The sequence below is a fragment of the Xanthobacter autotrophicus ATCC 700552 genome, from assembly GCF_043194565.1.
Classification (GTDB): domain Bacteria; phylum Pseudomonadota; class Alphaproteobacteria; order Rhizobiales; family Xanthobacteraceae; genus Xanthobacter; species Xanthobacter autotrophicus_F.
In genome coordinates, this window is the sequence record NZ_JBAFVS010000001.1 from 127838 (window position 1) to 142572 (window position 14735).

Genomic DNA, 14735 nt, shown 5'->3' on the forward strand with positions numbered 1-14735 from the left:
GAAGCCGCTCGGGTTCAGGTGATCTCGAACAGGGTCGAGAAGCCGGAAATGTCGAACACTTCCCGGATCTGCGGCTGCAGCGAGGACAAGGTGAGCTTGCGCTTGGCGGTGCGCATGGCCTTGCCCGCCACCAGCAGCGCCCTCAGGCCGGAGGACGAGACATAGTCCACGCCGGCGAGGTTGACGAGGAGGCCGCCATCCGTGGTGGTCACCACTTCCATGAGGCTTGCCTCGAACGGCTTGGCGTTGGGCGTATCCAGCCGTCCCGCCACCTTCAGCACCACGTCGGACCCGAGCTGCTCACGTTCGATGTGCATCGGCCACTTCTCGCTTGGGCGCCTCGCCGGAGGCCGCGTTGACCTCGGGATTAGCCTCATTCGCAGGAGCACGCAACGCCACTGCGCTGCGGCGCACCAGCCAGACGCCGCGTTCGAACAGGCTGGTGGCGAGCAGCAGCTGGCGTGCGTCCTCCCCCGTGCCCAGCGCGGAGGCGGCAAGCTGGCGCCGGATGCGGCTCAGCAGGTCGCTGCGATCCCCCGCGAGGGTGATGATGAAGTCGAGATCTTCCGTATCGCCATCGGTGGCATCGGCCAGGGACAGGATGATGGTGCGCAGGGATTCGGAGAGGTTGAAGCCGAGGGGCGGCAGGTCGGGAAAGCCCTCCACCACCTCGGTGAAGGCGTGCAGCGTGTCCTGCAGGGTGCGCACGGTCTCCACCAGCGCCTGCAGGTGCAAGGCGGTCTGCAGGCTGCCTCTCGGCACGCCGCGGGCGATGAGGTCGGACAGGAACTGGTCGATGGCGACGCCGATGGCGTTGGCGCCCCGCCACAGGGCCAGGCGCTCCGCCGGCCCGCTCTGGTCCTGCTGGTCAAGGTCCGGCAGCAGCGTGGGCAAAAGCTTGACCAGCCGCATGATTTCCTGCTCGGCCAGATCCAGGGCGGTGGCGAAGTCGCCGAGCGCCCGCTCGTGGATGAAACGCGGCTTCGACGCGCCGTCCTCCGTGGTCGGCGGGCTCAGCCGCGCGGCGATGGCCTCGGTCACCCCCCGGGCGAGGGAGACCGGCACCGCACCCGCCACCTGCAAGGCCAGGAACAGCAGGGACAGGGAGGCCGACGCCTTGCCGCCGCCCATCTGCGAAAGCATCGCCACCGGATCCACCCCCAGCCATGCGGCCACCGGAAACACCGCGCCGACGAGGAGGCAGCCCACCGCCTTCACCAGCACGTGCACGTAGCACAGCTGCCGTCCGGTGCCCTCCAGCTCGCCGGCTGTCAGCACGGCGGAGATCCCCGAGCCGAGATTGGCACCCATCACGATGACGATGGAATCGTCGAGGCCGAGCACCTGCGACTGCATCAGCGCCACCACCAGGATGGTGGGCGTGGAGGAGGACTGGCTGACGGCGGCGGCGATGAGCCCCAGAAGGAAGCCGACCCAGGGCGAGATGCCGTGGTCGAGCAACGTGGCGAGGGCGCTCACATCGAGTGCGCGCGGCCCCTGCTTGATGTAGTCGAGCCCCAGCAGAACCAGGGCCAGGCCGAGGGCGACGCCCATCCATTCCTTGAAGGCCGGTCGGCGGTCGAGCTTGAACTGGAAGCCGAACCCCACCATCGCCACCAGGTAGAGCACCAGCAGGCGGAAATCGATGGCGGCCACGAAGACGAGGGCGGCGGTGCCCACATTGCCGCCGGCCACGATGGGAATGGCATCACGGGTGGCGAGCACCCCGCCGCGCACCAGATTGCCGCTGATGACCGCCACCGCGTTGGACGACTGGGTCGCCGCCCCGGCCAAAGTGCCGCACAGCAGCCCCGCAAACGGCGAGCGCGTGGCGGTGCGCAGCAGGTTCCGCACCCGCCGGCCCGTGGCCTGCTGCAGGTGCGTCGACATGATCTTCAATCCGACGAAGAGCAGCCCAAGCCCGGCGAGAATTTGCGCAATGATCGCCATGGCTGCTCCGCAGCGCCCTCCGTCAATATGGATGGATAGCCGGCAAGTTTAGCGCGGATCTGTATCATTATGACGACAGGAGAACGACGCCAGTCCGGTGCCACGTTGCCGCGGGCGGCCCGTCGCGGGGCCTGCGGCAAGGCCGCCCGGCCTTGCCCCCCGTTCGGGAACGGGACTCATACCGTCGGCCTCGGTCTTCGAGCGATGCCGGGCGGGTGTCGCTCAAGCGCCCCGCGGGCTTGACCCACGGCCCATGACGGGCTCACGGCTCATGAGTAAAGCTCACCGGCCGTTGGTATCACTCCGGCTTGCGGGCGATCAGGGTCAGGTGGTTTTCCTCACCCTCGCGGGCATAGGCGAGGGTTTCGAGGAAGTTGCGCATGAGCTGGACGCCGTGCCCGCCGATCTTGGCATCCTCGATGGAGGCCGGCACCTCCGGCTCGGCGATGGTGGTGGGATCGAACGGCATGCCGTTGTCGATCAGGCACACCGCCACCCGCCCTTCCGGCAGGCGATAGCACTCGATGCGGATGAGGGGGACGGCGGCACTGCCCTGGAAGCCGTAGGAAACCACATTGGTCAGCGCCTCTTCCAGCGACAGCTCAAGGGCGAATCGGGTGGCCGGCGACCAGCCCTCGTCTTCGGCCAGGGCGCCGAGCCATCCGGTCGCCTTGGTGATGTCGTCGATGCGCGCGTCCACATGGAGGGAGGAGATCAGGCTCTCGGCGGCCGGCAGGGACGTCGGCGGGAACGGGCGCGGGGAGGTGGGCGCGGGCATGGGCGTCCCGTCAGGTGCCACTGGAGGAGCCCGCCGCGGCGAGCGCTTCGTCCCGCGTGGCGTGGATAGCCACCAGCTGGTGCACGCCGGTTGCAATCAGCACCTTCTCCACCTGCGGGTCGCAGGCGCACAGGTGCATGCTGCCGCCTTTCCGCCGCAGCCCCTTGGCACCCGTGAGCAGCAGGCGGATACCGATGGAGGCCATGAACGGCGTGCGGGACAGATCCACCAGCACCACATTGGCCGCGTCGCAGGCGGCCTTGAACTGCGGCTCCACCTGGGCGGCACCGGAAATGTCGAGACGCCCGTCAAGGCTGACGAGGACGAGGCCAGGTGCGAGCGGCTGACTCTCCATCTTCATGCGCGCGTGTCTCTCACGGTCGAGGGCCAGCCGATCCGACCACAAGGTGGCCCGCCGGCTGCGACAGTTTAGTGAAAACGGTGGGAAGCGGAAACACCGGCGTCGGCCTCGAACGTCACCCCCACGGACACCTGCCCTCGGACACCTGCCCTCGGACGTCACGCCTTCCTTGGCGGTGCGAACAGAACGCCGGCGGCGCCGCAGTCCAGCCGGCTGCGCTCGTAGCCGTGCCAGCCTTCGGCGAACAGCGTCTTCTGCCGGGCCATGTCGAGGGGATCCACCAGCACCGCTTCCGCCGGGTCATAGGTGCTGCCGTCGCGCACCAGCACATAGCGGGCATAGCCGCCGAAGAAGAGCTGGATGTCGTGGATGGGAAAGCCCTCCGCGAGCAGGCTCGACCAGCTTGGCGTATTCACCGGCGCCGCGGTGGAGAACAGCACCATGTCGGGCGGGGCGGCCTTGACCCGCGCCGCGATCAGCACCCGCTGGAGCCCCCGCCCGCGATAGGCCGGGTGCACGGAGGCGCCGGCGAGCCGGCCCACCTTGGTCTCCGCCGGCAGGCCGAGCAGGCGGTGCGGCCCGTCCTTGGGGGTATGGTCGTGCTGGAGAATGCCGTAGGCGACCAGCAGGGCGCCATCATGGAGCCCGACGATCCAGCCGCGCCCGTCGAGGATGCCCTCGAAATACGAGCGGTTCTCCGGCTTCACCACCTCCGGCCGCACCAGCGGGCCGATGGCCAGGTGGTGGAGCGCATCGACCGCGTCGATGTCGTCCGGGCCAAGCGCGCGTGAGGTGAGCGGTTCGGTCAGTGCGAACTCGCGCAGGGCGTTCATCAGGTGATCACTTCCGCATAGTTGAGCATCGCGATGGGCGGATACACCCCGAGCTGCTTGGCAATGTTCATGTTGATGATGAGCGCGAAGCGCCGCAGCGTCTCTATGGGAATATCCCGAGGGGGTACCCGCTGCACCAGGATCTCCACCGCCTTCGAGGCGGCCAGCTGGCCCACCGAATAGTACCGGCTCACCAGGCCCACGAGGCCCAGCCCCTCGCGCAGGAAGAATTCGGTGGCGCCGAAGGTGGGAAGACCTGCGGCGAGCGCCGCCGGCCCCACCCGGTCGAAGATGGTGGCAAGAAAGGTATCCGCGGGCAGATAGAGCCAATCGGCACCCTGCGCCTTCAGGTTGCGGACAAAGTCCTCCACCCCGTCGCCGGTGGGGCGGTTGCCCACCATGGTGAGGGGCTGGGCGATGATGGTGGCGTCGATGCCGGCGACGAAGGCCTTCATCTCATCGATGATGGCCACCGAGTTGCGCTCGTTCGGCGAGTAGATGACGCCCACCTTGCGGAACGGCTTGTAGCTCTGCATGGCGCGCATCTGCACGTCGGTGGGCACCACATGCACCGCGCCGGTGACGTTGCGTCCGGACGAGGTCAGCGACGGCGCGATCTTCACCTGCACCGGCGCCGCCACCAGCGCGAACACCACGGGGATGTCGTGCACATAGGGCGAATCCGGCGGAGCGTCGTAGGGGCCGGCGACCGCCAGGGTGTTGGGCGTGCCGTAGGTATAGATGAGGTCCGGCTTGAAGGTGGGCAGTACCTCCGCGAGGATCGGCTTCACCCGGCCCGCATCGCGCTCCACGTCGCGGGTGAGGAATTCCACCTTGATCTCGTTGGCGGCGAAATAGTCCCGGAAGCCGCGCTCCACGTCGGTATCGCCGCGGAAGGTGAGCATCAGGATGCGGAGGGGCCGAGCCGGCGCCGCGGCGGGCGCGGGAGACGTCTGCCCGTTGGCGGCCGGCGGCTGGCCATGGGCGCCCGGCAGGCGGCCGGCGAGCCCCACGGCGCCGGCGCCGAGGCCCAGGGCAAGGAGGGAGCGGCGATCCATCAGGCGGAGCTTCCTTCCGATGCGGCCGCGGACGAGGCGCGGCGGGGATGATGCGCGGTTCTCAGCCCCGATAGCGCAAACAGGGCCGCTCCGGCTACTACCACGGTGCCAATAAGCGTGGTCGCGGCCGCAAATCCGATGGTGGCCATGAGAAAACCGGCGCTGGCGGGGCCGGCGGCGTTGCCGCTGCGCTCCACCAGCCGGAACAGGCCAAGAACGCCGGCCGCCCGGCCGCCGCCGAGGGACGAGGCCGTGTCGGCCACCAGCGCCGACTGGGAGGCGATGGACAGGGCCTGCCCGTAACCCAGCGCTACCAGCGCCACCACGATGAAAGCGATGGATGGATGGAGCACCATGGCCATGGCGCCGAGCCCCGATACCAGCCCGCCGGCCACCACGAAGCCGCCGCGGGCGTCGAACCGGTCGGCCATGGCGGCGAAGAACGGCACGGCGAGCACCATGATGATGGGATAGATCATCTGGAACCGGCCGATGGCGGCGGAGGTGTAGCCGAGGCGCTGCAACTCCAGCGGCACCAGCAGGAAGCACAAGGCGGCAAACAGGAACTTGGCGGGGAAGGCGCAACCGAACAGCAGCGCCATCAGCCCCGGCGCCCGTGCGGCGCCCTTCAGGTCGGCAAGGCCCACGCCCGCCGCCGCGCCCACGCGCCGAACCGTCTTCGGCAGGGTCAGCAGCGCCACCACGAGGGCGACGAGGGCGAGGCCGGCGGAGGCCATGAAGGCTGAGGGCGCGCCCAGCCGGTCGGCGATGACGCCGCCGATGGGCGGCCCGCACAGGCTGGCGACCATGATGGCCCGCACGAACACGGCAAGCGCCGCGCCGCGCGCCGCCCCCGCGGAAAAGTCCACCACATGCCCCTGCGACGAGACGAAGACGAGGGCATAGCCCACCGCGGTGGCGACGCGGGCGGCCACGAACAGGCCATAGGAGGGGCTGACCGCCGAAAGCGCGTAGCCCGTGGCCGCCAGCAGGGCGCCGATGACGAATCCCGGGCGCCGGCCGAGCCGTTCGGAGATCCCCGCGAACGGCACCTGGCACAGGGCCACCACGGCCATGAAGGCGACGATGGGCAGGCTCGCCGCGAAATCCGGCGAGAACGCTCCGCTGCCGGCGATGGTCTGGGCGAATCGCGGCAGGAACGGCCGTGTCAGCTCCTCCGCCAGCATGAACAGGAACAGGGCGGGACGTACCGCGATGGCGTCCTCGCTCTCCGCCGCCTGGACCCGGCCGAGGCCGGTCCGGGTTTCGAGATCCTCAAGGCGCGCGATTGCCGCAGCGTCGCCCCGCGCTTCCGCCGCCCCCCGGATTTCCGCATGGCGCTCGGCAAGGGCGCTCATCTGGCGGTCGATGGGCCCCACCAGGGTGCCCGCGGCCCCGGGGTTGCCCTCGTGCCGCGCCAGCACGCCCCGCCCCAGAGCCTTCAGCCGCCGCTCCACCGCCATCAGCGCGCCGATGCCGCGCGAGCCCACCACCAGGGCCACCAGTTCCAGAGCCACCAGCAGGGAGACGATGCCGATGAAGGCCACGTCCACCAGCACCGCGCCCACCTGGGCGGTGACCGCCGTCGGGTCCACCAGGATCAGCACGTCGCCGAGTTGCCGCCCGGAGGCGTCCACCACCGCAATGCGGGCCTGCGGTGCGCCGGCGAAGCCCGACGCGTCGCCCGCGCGGGCGAGGTCCGCGCCCGACGCCGAGACGAGGCTGATCTGGGCGAACTCCGGATTGGCGGCCCGCAGGTTCTCGAAATAGTCGCTCACCCCCACCAGTCGGTCGAAGGGGACGCCGACGGTGCCGGCGCGCCCCAGGAGGTCGGCCGCAGACCGGGCGACGGTGTTGGCCTTGGCCAGGATTTCGGGAGCGATGGTGCGCTGCGCCGCCCGCTCGGCCCCCCAGCCGATGAAGGCGAGGGCCGAGCACAGAATCAGCACGATGGCGACCGTGATGCCGCCGCGCAGCCCGATCATGCCCGCCTCCGCGACCGGGCTGGCCCCGGCGGGGATTTGCCGGCCGCCTCCCGGTGGACGCTCTCGGCCGCGGCGAGGGCGGCCCGCGCGGCCGGTGGCCATGCGAGCGGATCGGCGGCACGCCGCACCGCCCGGCGCAGCAGGGCGGCCAGAAGCAGCCCGATAACGATGGTGGCGACGCCCGCCCCGGTCAGCGCCGGCAGGGCGATCAGCTTGAGGTCGTTGCCGAGCGCGGCCGCGCCCGCTGCGAGGATGTGGGGATCATATCGCACCACCACGCGCCCGATGACCTCATTGAGATCGTTGCGCACCGGCCGGGTCAGGCCGCGCCCGCCGTCCTGCGCCTCCGCGATGCCGACGCGCGCCGGATCGCTGGAGAACAGCACGATGCCGCGCTCGTCGGCCAGATCCATGGAGCGGATCGCAGGCTCGACCCGCGCTTCCCGATCGAGCAGGCTGGTCAGGGTGCTCTGCGCCGGCAAGGCGATGCCCAGGGATGCCGCCTGCTCGGCCACGTCGGCGACCCGCACGGCGGCGATGCCGAATCGCGCCTCGATGACCGAGCGGTGGGCGTTGAGCAGGGTGACATAGGAGAAGTAGGCGCCGAACGCCACGCATGCCGCCGCGATCAGTGCGAACACCGCGATCAGCCCGAGCGTGGTCCGCGCCATGTGTTGGATCCGCGTGTCTCTGGTCCGCGTCGTGTGGCCCGCGTGGCATGGCCAACGAACCGCAACTTACGGCAAAGGCGACCTTCTCGCCTGCCGGCAAGCCCTTTCATGCCACGAAAAGGGACCTGAGATTGAAGGTTTTTTTGGTCGCAGATGAGTTTTTTGTCTGGTTTGGCTTGAAGCTGGCGGTTAACGTCCGGCCAACCCTTCCACCGAAGCTCACTGCATGACTTTCGTAAGCCGGCTCATCCTGGTCGCTGTCCTTTCCGTGAGCGCCGCGGTGATCGCAGTGGCGGCCATCGCCTTCACGGCGAGCGACAAGGTGGGCGAGGAGATCGAGCGCGCCCGCGTCGCCAACCTGCTCGGCACCCTGCGCGCCTCCACCGAGGCGAACCTCTCTATCGGCCTGCTGCTGGACCAGATTTCCCTGCTGCAGCCGCGCATCGAGCGCGAGAAGGCAAGCGATCCCTCCATCCTCGCCATCGACATCTTCAACGCCGCCGGCCGGGCCATCTATTCCACGGATCGCAGCGTCATCGGCGAGGAGGTGGCCCCGGACTGGGTCCGCCGCCTGTCCATCGACGAGGTGTGGACCGCGGCGGAGCGCGGCGACACGGTGTTCGGCAGCCGATTCGAGAACGACCTCGGTGTCGCCGGCGGCATATCGGTGACCGTCTCGAACGAGGCGCGCACCTCCCGCGCCGACCGGCTCGGCCTCGATCTGATCTCCCGCACCGCGGTCCTGATCCTTGCCGCGGCCGTGGCCGCGATCCTGGCCGCCGTGGTTTTCGCCTATGTCATGACCCGGCCTTTCGACCGGGTCGCCCGCATCCTCGGCGGGGACGGCGCCACGTCGAACGACGACGGCGTCCTCTCCCAGCTTGCCGATGAAACGGTGAAGAGCTGGCGCGACGCGGAAGCCCGTGTCGATCGCGGCCTCGGGCAGCTGGGAGCGCTCGATGATGCGGCATGAGCTTCCGGAGGGGGGACGCGCCCGCCTGCTGACCGGCCTGTTCGCCCTGCTCGTCACCTTCATCCTGGGTTCCGCCGCCGCGGCCCTGCTCATCAACGGCTACCGCGCCCGGGTCGAGGAGAGCGCCCGGCGCGACGCCCTCGTCATCGGCACCTCGGTGGCACGCACCCTGGCGCAGCAGTTCGAGAAGGCCGCGCGCTTCGGCATCCCGCTGAAGCTGCTGCCAGGGGTTGAGATTCATCTCTCCGAAACCCTGGCGCGCACGCCCGGCCTGACCCAGATCGTGCTGCGCGGCGCCGACGGACGCGAGATCCGCAGCGCCATCGGCGAGCATCCCGGTGCCGATTCGGTGTCCGCGCCGGTGATGGTGGACGGCAATACGGTGGCCTCGGTGGAGGTGACCACCAATCCGGCGGCCCTCGCCACCTCGTTCGCCGACATCGGCGTCAAGGCGGCGGTGGTGGTGGCGGTGTGCGCAGCCCTCGCGGCCCTTGCCGCCGGCCTGCTGGTGGGCGGCGCCCTGGAGCGCAACCGCTCCCGGCTCACCGTGGGCCTGCTCGGGGCGGTGGAGGGCGCATACGGCACCTCCGACGACCCGCTGCGCTACAGCCGCCGGTCCGGGCCCCATGGCGCGGTGGGCCGTGCGCTGCGGGCGCTGGAGCGGGGCAACCGGCGGGTCGCCGACCGCCGCGCCGTGTTCGAGGCCTATGCGGAGGAATTGCTGGCCGTGGATTTCGACGGGGGGCTGCGGCCGGACGTGGAACGGGTGCGCCGCGAGGTGCTGGCCGCGCCCGGCGCGGCTGAGAAGGAACGAGGCGCCTGATGCTGCTGCGCACCCGCATCACGCTCATCGTCGCCACCGGCTTCGCCGTCCTCATGCTGGGGATCTGGGGCGCCACCCTGCTGCGCGACCGCGTGGCCGAGGCCCAGGAGGCCGAACTCGCCATCGAGGGCCAGACCGTGCTCTGGCGCGAGATCGTCGCCTTCCAGACCGCGAACCTCGCCCGCATCATCGAGCGCGTGGACAGTTCCGCCGCCTTCCGCATCGCCCTCGGCTTCTCCGACCGGCCCGGCGTTTCCGCCGCGCTCCAGGAGCTGGGCATCAACATTGCCGACGATGCCACCTATTTCGAAGTGGTGAGCGCCGACCGGGAAGTGGTGTTCAGCGACGGCGGCTCCGCCAACCGCTACATCCTCGACGCCGGCAGCCTCGACCGGGCGCTCAAGGGCGAGGTTCTCTCCGGCCTCAGGCAGGTGAGCGCCAACCAGGTCATCGTGCTGACCACCCGCACGGTGGAATTGCCCGGCAAGGGCACCGCCGTCCTGGTGCTCGGGCGCGACGCCGCCCTCGGCATGGAGCGCTTCGCCCGCGGCCTCAGCGCCACCACCACCCTCGTCACCCTGCGGGGCCGCGTGGTGGCCAGCACCGATTTCCGCCTGTGGGAACGGGCCAAGCTCGCCATCACACCCCGCCGCCCCACCTCCGAGCGCGTGATGCTGGACGGGCGCAACTACAACGTCACCAGCATCCCGATTTCCGACATCAGCGCCAGCACCGTGGGCGCGCTGGTCAGCTTCGAGGACACCACCGAGACCGTCCAGGCGACCGCCTTCATCCGCCAGTCGGCGGTGGCCGGCGCCATCGGCCTCGTTCTGATCGGCGTCATCGGGCTCAATGTCTTCCTCTGGTACAGTTTCCGCCCGCTGGAATCGGCCATCGACGTGCTGCAGGCGCTGGCGCGGGGCGATACCTCCGTCACCGTCGGCCACGTGGGCAATGACGAGATCGGCCGCATCGCCTCCGCGGTGCTCGCCCTGCGCGGCAATGTGCAGGCCCTGGCCGAGACCCGGCGCCAGCGCGAGCGCGTGCGCCGCCGGCAGGAGGTGGTCATCTCCGCCGAGCTGCAGGCCCTGGCCGACGCCATCGATCCTACCGACCGCGAGGAGGTTCTCGCATTGCTCGCCAGGGGCTCCGAAGGCGAGCAGGACGACGAACTGCGGCGCGTCGCCCGCGTGCTCCACGATTTGTCGCGGCGCATCGTGGAGCAGCACACCCGGCTGTCCTCCATGGTGGTGGAGCTGCGCGAAGCCCTCATCACCAAGACCAAGCTTGCCGGCCTGCAGCAGGAGCTGGAGATCGCCCGGCAGGTGCAGCTCGCCATCCTGCCCAAGGAATTCCCGCCGGACGCCCGCGTCGCCATCCACGGCCAGATGACCCCGGCCCGCGAGGTGGGCGGCGACTTCTACGACTACTTCATGATCGACGACACCACGCTGGGCTTCGTGGTGGCGGACGTCTCCGGCAAGGGCGTGCCGGCGGCGCTGTTCATGGCCATCGCCCGCACCCTGCTGCGCTCCACCGCCTTGTTCGAGCGCTCGCCGGCCAGCTCCATCCGCCGCCTCAACGACCTGCTCGCGGTGGAGAACGAGCAGATGCTGTTCGTCACCGTGCTCTATGGCGTGATCGACCTGTCGTCCGGGCGCGTCACCTATGTGAATGCCGGCCACAACCTGCCCTACCGCATCACCCGCGCGGGCGAGGTCTCCACCATGCCCTCCACCGGCGGCATGGCGGTGGCGGTGCTGGAGGGCTTCGTCTACGTGGAGCACGAACTCCATCTGCAGCCCGGCGACACGCTTTTCTTCTACACCGATGGCGTCACCGAGGCATTCGACGTGGACGAGCGGCCCTATGGCGAGGAGCGGCTGGAAGACCTGCTCAAGAGCGGCGCGGCGGACTGGTCGGTGCCCGAATTGTCGGAGCGTGTGCTCGCCTCGGTCCATGTCTTCGAGCGCGGCGCGCCGCAGGCCGACGACATCACCTGCCTGACGCTGCGGTATTTCGGCGGGCATGGACCGCGCCGCACCAGATGAAATGGCAACTGACGCAGCTTCCGCTGCGTCGCGCCGGATTTAGCGGTCAGATTGCTTCAACCCGACCGACGCTTACTCTATCTCTGATTTCGAGGGCGATTCACCGCGCAAATTGGTTCAATTTGCCCGGATCGCGCTCCAGGACCCATCCCAATGGCAGGGGAAAACCCCGCCGCAGAACCAGACGAGGGGAGACGCAGCAACCGGTGCAAGCGCCGGGTGGGACGGCATCATGCCGGCCCCGGGAGGAGTGTCGACCGTGACCATGAACGCGCGAACGGCCGAATGGCCGGCCGGGGAAGTCTCCACCATCGGCGCGGTGGGCGTCGCCCATTTCTGCAGCCACCTGCTCCAGCTCGCCCTTGCCCCGCTCTTCCTGATGATGCGCGCCGACCTCGGCGTCTCCTTCTTCGCCCTGGGCGCGGTGCTCTCCGTCTTCTATCTGTTCTCCGGGGTCGGCCAGGTGACGGCCGGCATCCTCGTGGACCGCTTCGGCGCCCATCGCCTGCTGCTCGGCGGCGTGCTGCTGCAGGGTACGGCCACGGCGGCCATGGGCCTTGCGCCTCATTACGTGGTCCTGCTGCCGCTGGCGGCCCTCGCGGGTCTCGGCAATTCGGTCTACCACCCGGCCGACCTCTCCATTCTCAGCCACAAGGTGGCGCCGGCCCGGCTGGGGCGCGCCTTCGCCGCCCATGTGATCGCCGGCAGCATCGGCTTCGCCCTCTCCCCCCTGGTCTCCGCCGCCATCGCCGAGGCCCATGGCTGGCGGACGGCGCTGGGCGCCATGGGGCTGGGCGTGGTGGTGCTCGGCCTGGTGCTGTTCGCCTGTCGCAAGGCCCTCAAGGTCGAACCCGCGCACGCAGCCGCCCATGACGCGCCCCACGACACGCCCCATGACAGGCCCGATGGCACGCCCCCCGGAGCCAAGGCCGCGCACGGCCCCGCCCCCACCTTCTTCCAGGTGCTGGCCACGCCGGTGGTGCTGATGGCCTTCCTCTATTTCGTGCTCACCTCCATCTCGCTCACGGGCATCCAGAGCTTCTCCATCGTCGCCCTGAAGGAGGGCTTCGGCGCCAGCGTGGCGCTGGCGACGCTGGCGGTCACGCTCTACCAGTGCGGCAATGCGGCCGGCGTCGCCCTTGGCGGGGCGGTGGCGGACCGCACCGCCAAACATCACATCATCGCCATGGGCGGGCTCGCCGTCGCCTGCGCGCTGGCGCTACTGGCGGCGGTGCTGGTGGTGCCGCCGGAGGCGACGGTGGGCCTGGTGGCGCTGGTGGGCTTCGCCATGGGCATGACGACGCCCTCGCGCGACGTGCTGGTGCGCAGCGCCGCGCCGGCGGGGGCGACCGGCAAGGTGTTCGGGGTGGTCTATTCGGGCTACGACATCGGCGCGCTTCTGGGGCCGCTGATGTTCGGCCTCATGCTCGACCACCATTTGCCGCGCCTGGTGTTCGTGGGCGCGGCGATCCCCCTCGGCCTTGCGGTGATGACCGCCTTCGCGGTGCGCCGCCGGCCCGCGTGAGGGGCAATGCGGGGTCTTGGACCAAAGGCCGGTGAGGGTGACTCACTCGCCTTTGGTCAAGCCCGCGCGGCGCTTGAGCGAAACCCACTTGGCATCGGTCGAAGACCGAGGCCGATGGTCTATTGCCCCAGCAGCACCTTGCCGGGATTGGCGAGGCCCTTGGGATCGATGGCGGCCTTGATGGCCGCCATCAGCTCCAGCGCCACCGGGTCCTTGTAGAGGGTCAGTTCCTCGCGCTTGAGCAAGCCGATGCCGTGCTCCGCCGAGATCGAGCCGCCAAGCCCCGCCACGATATCGTGGACGATGCGGTTGAACGCCTCCCAGCAGGCAAGATAGGCCGCCTTGTCCATGCCCACCGGCTGGCTCAGGTTGAAGTGGATGTTGCCGTCGCCCATGTGGCCGAAGGCGCACACCCGCAGCCCCGGCATGTGGGCCGCGCAGGCGCGGGAGGCCTCGGCGATGAAGCGCGGCACCAGCGACACCGGCACCGACACGTCGTGCTTGATGGAGCCGCCCTCGAACTTCTGCGCGTCGGAGAGGGATTCCCGCAGCTTCCACAGGGCCTCGGCCTGGGCCTCGCTGGCGGCGATCACCGCGTCCTCGATCTCCCCCGCCTCAAAGGCCTCGCCGAACACCTCCAGCGCCAAGGCGGAGAGGTCGTCGTCGCGGCGGGTGGAGGTCAGTTCGGCCAACACATACCAGCCATGGTCGCCGGCGAGCGCCCTTGTGGTGCCGGGCATATGCTTCAGCACCGTCTCCATGCCGAAGCGCGGCAGGATCTCGAAGCCGGTGAGCGCGTCGCCGGCCACGTTGCGCAGGCGCTGGAACAGCCTGAGGGCGGCCTCGGGGCTTGCAACGCCGGTCAGGGTGGTGGTGCGGGCGCGCGGCGCCGGATAAAGCCGCAGCACGGCGGCGGTGATGATGCCCAGCGTGCCTTCCGCGCCGATGAACAGGTCTTTCAGGTCGTAGCCGGTATTGTCCTTGCGCAGGCGGCTGAGGCCGTTCCAGACCCGCCCGTCCGGCAGCACCACTTCCAGCCCGAAGGTCAGCTCCCGCATGTTGCCGTAGCGCAGCACGGCGGTGCCGCCGGCATTGGTGGAGAGGGTACCGCCGATGCGGCAGCTGCCCTCCGAGGCGATGGAGAGCGGGAACAGGCAGCCCGCCGCCGCCGCCGCCTGCTGCACCTGGTGCAGCGTGCAGCCGGCCTCGGCCACCACGGTGAGGTCGCTGGGATCAAGATCGCGGATGCGGCTCATGCGCCGGAGCGAGAGCAGCAATCCGCCGAACGGCACCTGCCCGCCCACGAGCCCCGTATTGCCGCCTTGCGGCACCACGGGAACCCCGGCCTCGGCGCACGCAGCGACGATGAAGGACACCTCGTCCGTGCTCGCCGGCTCCACCATGGCGGGGGTGGTGCCGCGAAACAGGCCGCGGCCCTCCACCAGCCAGGGGGCAAGCTCCGCCGCATCGGTGACCACGCGGGCGGAACCGATGCGCGCGGCGATGCGCTCCAGCAGCCCGGCAAGGCGGGCGGCATCGAGAAGGACGGGGTCCGGGGCTTGGCTCGACATGGCCGGGAGGGTGCCGCACCGCTCCCGGCTCCGCAAGGGTGGGCTTGAAGGGCGGGGTTAGGGTCCTTGAGCGGCCGTCCTCCCCTCTCCCCTTGCGGGAGAGGGGTTGGGGGTGAGGGGTCGGCGGCGAGAGAAGGCGGCTATTGGCTCAAAGGG

Annotated in this window: 14 protein-coding genes; 5 read left to right on the top strand and 9 right to left on the bottom strand. The window is 69.9% G+C overall.

The genetic code is table 11. The features are described from left to right. Positions 1-14: 14 nt before the first annotated feature. The 8 genes from V5F48_RS00645 to V5F48_RS00680 all read right to left on the bottom strand — a co-directional run bounded on the left by V5F48_RS00645 (position 15) and on the right by V5F48_RS00680 (position 7636). On the bottom strand, positions 15-317 hold the full coding sequence (locus V5F48_RS00645; RefSeq protein WP_394039046.1) for an STAS domain-containing protein: 303 nt from the start codon (positions 315-317) through the stop codon (positions 15-17). Continuing rightward, a complete protein-coding gene (locus V5F48_RS00650) occupies positions 301-1950 on the bottom strand; it encodes a Na/Pi cotransporter family protein (RefSeq protein ID WP_394039048.1) in 1650 nt (549 codons plus the stop codon). Before V5F48_RS00650 ends, V5F48_RS00645 begins: the two co-directional genes overlap by 17 nt. 298 nt (positions 1951-2248) lie before the next feature. Then, a complete protein-coding gene (locus V5F48_RS00655; protein ID WP_394039050.1) occupies positions 2249-2728 on the bottom strand; it encodes an ATP-binding protein in 480 nt (159 codons plus the stop codon). Positions 2729-2738: 10 nt separating this feature from the next. Beyond that, a complete protein-coding gene (locus V5F48_RS00660) occupies positions 2739-3089 on the bottom strand; it encodes an STAS domain-containing protein (protein ID WP_394039052.1) in 351 nt (116 codons plus the stop codon). 158 nt (positions 3090-3247) lie between these two features. After that, entirely contained in the window at positions 3248-3922 is a 675-nt protein-coding gene (locus V5F48_RS00665) for a GNAT family N-acetyltransferase (protein WP_394039054.1), read from the bottom strand. Then, complete coding sequence (locus V5F48_RS00670) at positions 3922-4980, bottom strand: ABC transporter substrate-binding protein (RefSeq protein WP_394039056.1); 1059 nt, start codon at positions 4978-4980, stop codon at positions 3922-3924. Before V5F48_RS00670 ends, V5F48_RS00665 begins: the two co-directional genes overlap by 1 nt. Next, entirely contained in the window at positions 4980-6965 is a 1986-nt protein-coding gene (locus V5F48_RS00675; RefSeq protein WP_394039058.1) for an MFS transporter, read from the bottom strand. The genes V5F48_RS00670 and V5F48_RS00675 overlap by 1 nt, the downstream gene beginning before the upstream one ends. Further along, positions 6962-7636: a hypothetical protein gene (locus V5F48_RS00680; RefSeq protein ID WP_394039060.1), complete on the bottom strand. Its 675-nt coding sequence runs from the start codon at positions 7634-7636 to the stop codon at positions 6962-6964. The genes V5F48_RS00675 and V5F48_RS00680 overlap by 4 nt, the downstream gene beginning before the upstream one ends. 47 nt (positions 7637-7683) lie before the next feature. Here V5F48_RS00680 and V5F48_RS00685 point away from each other — a divergent pair, with 47 nt between their 5' ends. The 5 genes from V5F48_RS00685 to V5F48_RS00705 all read left to right on the top strand — a co-directional run bounded on the left by V5F48_RS00685 (position 7684) and on the right by V5F48_RS00705 (position 13008). Then, complete coding sequence (locus tag V5F48_RS00685) at positions 7684-7866, top strand: hypothetical protein (RefSeq protein WP_394039062.1); 183 nt, start codon at positions 7684-7686, stop codon at positions 7864-7866. Beyond that, entirely contained in the window at positions 7863-8609 is a 747-nt protein-coding gene (locus V5F48_RS00690) for a hypothetical protein (protein ID WP_394039064.1), read from the top strand. The genes V5F48_RS00685 and V5F48_RS00690 overlap by 4 nt, the downstream gene beginning before the upstream one ends. After that, positions 8596-9432 (top strand): hypothetical protein, encoded by an 837-nt coding sequence (locus tag V5F48_RS00695; protein ID WP_394039066.1) that lies wholly within the window; start codon positions 8596-8598, stop codon positions 9430-9432. Before V5F48_RS00690 ends, V5F48_RS00695 begins: the two co-directional genes overlap by 14 nt. After that, on the top strand, positions 9432-11483 hold the full coding sequence (locus V5F48_RS00700; protein WP_394039068.1) for a PP2C family protein-serine/threonine phosphatase: 2052 nt from the start codon (positions 9432-9434) through the stop codon (positions 11481-11483). The genes V5F48_RS00695 and V5F48_RS00700 overlap by 1 nt, the downstream gene beginning before the upstream one ends. Positions 11484-11748: 265 nt before the next feature. Next, positions 11749-13008: an MFS transporter gene (locus tag V5F48_RS00705; RefSeq protein WP_394039070.1), complete on the top strand. Its 1260-nt coding sequence runs from the start codon at positions 11749-11751 to the stop codon at positions 13006-13008. A gap of 119 nt (positions 13009-13127) precedes the next feature. Here V5F48_RS00705 and V5F48_RS00710 read toward each other — a convergent pair whose 3' ends face one another. Then, positions 13128-14579, bottom strand: a complete 1452-nt coding sequence (locus V5F48_RS00710) for an FAD-binding oxidoreductase (protein WP_394039072.1) — start codon at positions 14577-14579, stop codon at positions 13128-13130. Between the last annotated feature and the right edge of the window lie 156 nt (positions 14580-14735).

What these genes read in the sequence shown, in the direction of transcription:
- V5F48_RS00700 (WP_394039068.1), top strand. Translation starts at nt 9,432, where the DNA reads ATGCTGCTGCGCACCCGCATCACGCTCATCGTCGCCACCGGCTTCGCC.
- V5F48_RS00645 (WP_394039046.1), bottom strand. Translation starts at nt 317, where the DNA reads ATGCACATCGAACGTGAGCAGCTCGGGTCCGACGTGGTGCTGAAGGTG.
- V5F48_RS00680 (WP_394039060.1), bottom strand. Translation starts at nt 7,636, where the DNA reads ATGGCGCGGACCACGCTCGGGCTGATCGCGGTGTTCGCACTGATCGCG.
- V5F48_RS00685 (WP_394039062.1), top strand. Translation starts at nt 7,684, where the DNA reads ATGGCCAACGAACCGCAACTTACGGCAAAGGCGACCTTCTCGCCTGCC.
- V5F48_RS00705 (WP_394039070.1), top strand. Translation starts at nt 11,749, where the DNA reads ATGAACGCGCGAACGGCCGAATGGCCGGCCGGGGAAGTCTCCACCATC.
- V5F48_RS00710 (WP_394039072.1), bottom strand. Translation starts at nt 14,579, where the DNA reads ATGTCGAGCCAAGCCCCGGACCCCGTCCTTCTCGATGCCGCCCGCCTT.
- V5F48_RS00695 (WP_394039066.1), top strand. Translation starts at nt 8,596, where the DNA reads ATGATGCGGCATGAGCTTCCGGAGGGGGGACGCGCCCGCCTGCTGACC.
- V5F48_RS00660 (WP_394039052.1), bottom strand. Translation starts at nt 3,089, where the DNA reads ATGAAGATGGAGAGTCAGCCGCTCGCACCTGGCCTCGTCCTCGTCAGC.
- V5F48_RS00675 (WP_394039058.1), bottom strand. Translation starts at nt 6,965, where the DNA reads ATGATCGGGCTGCGCGGCGGCATCACGGTCGCCATCGTGCTGATTCTG.
- V5F48_RS00670 (WP_394039056.1), bottom strand. Translation starts at nt 4,980, where the DNA reads ATGGATCGCCGCTCCCTCCTTGCCCTGGGCCTCGGCGCCGGCGCCGTG.
- V5F48_RS00665 (WP_394039054.1), bottom strand. Translation starts at nt 3,922, where the DNA reads ATGAACGCCCTGCGCGAGTTCGCACTGACCGAACCGCTCACCTCACGC.
- V5F48_RS00690 (WP_394039064.1), top strand. Translation starts at nt 7,863, where the DNA reads ATGACTTTCGTAAGCCGGCTCATCCTGGTCGCTGTCCTTTCCGTGAGC.
- V5F48_RS00655 (WP_394039050.1), bottom strand. Translation starts at nt 2,728, where the DNA reads ATGCCCGCGCCCACCTCCCCGCGCCCGTTCCCGCCGACGTCCCTGCCG.
- V5F48_RS00650 (WP_394039048.1), bottom strand. Translation starts at nt 1,950, where the DNA reads ATGGCGATCATTGCGCAAATTCTCGCCGGGCTTGGGCTGCTCTTCGTC.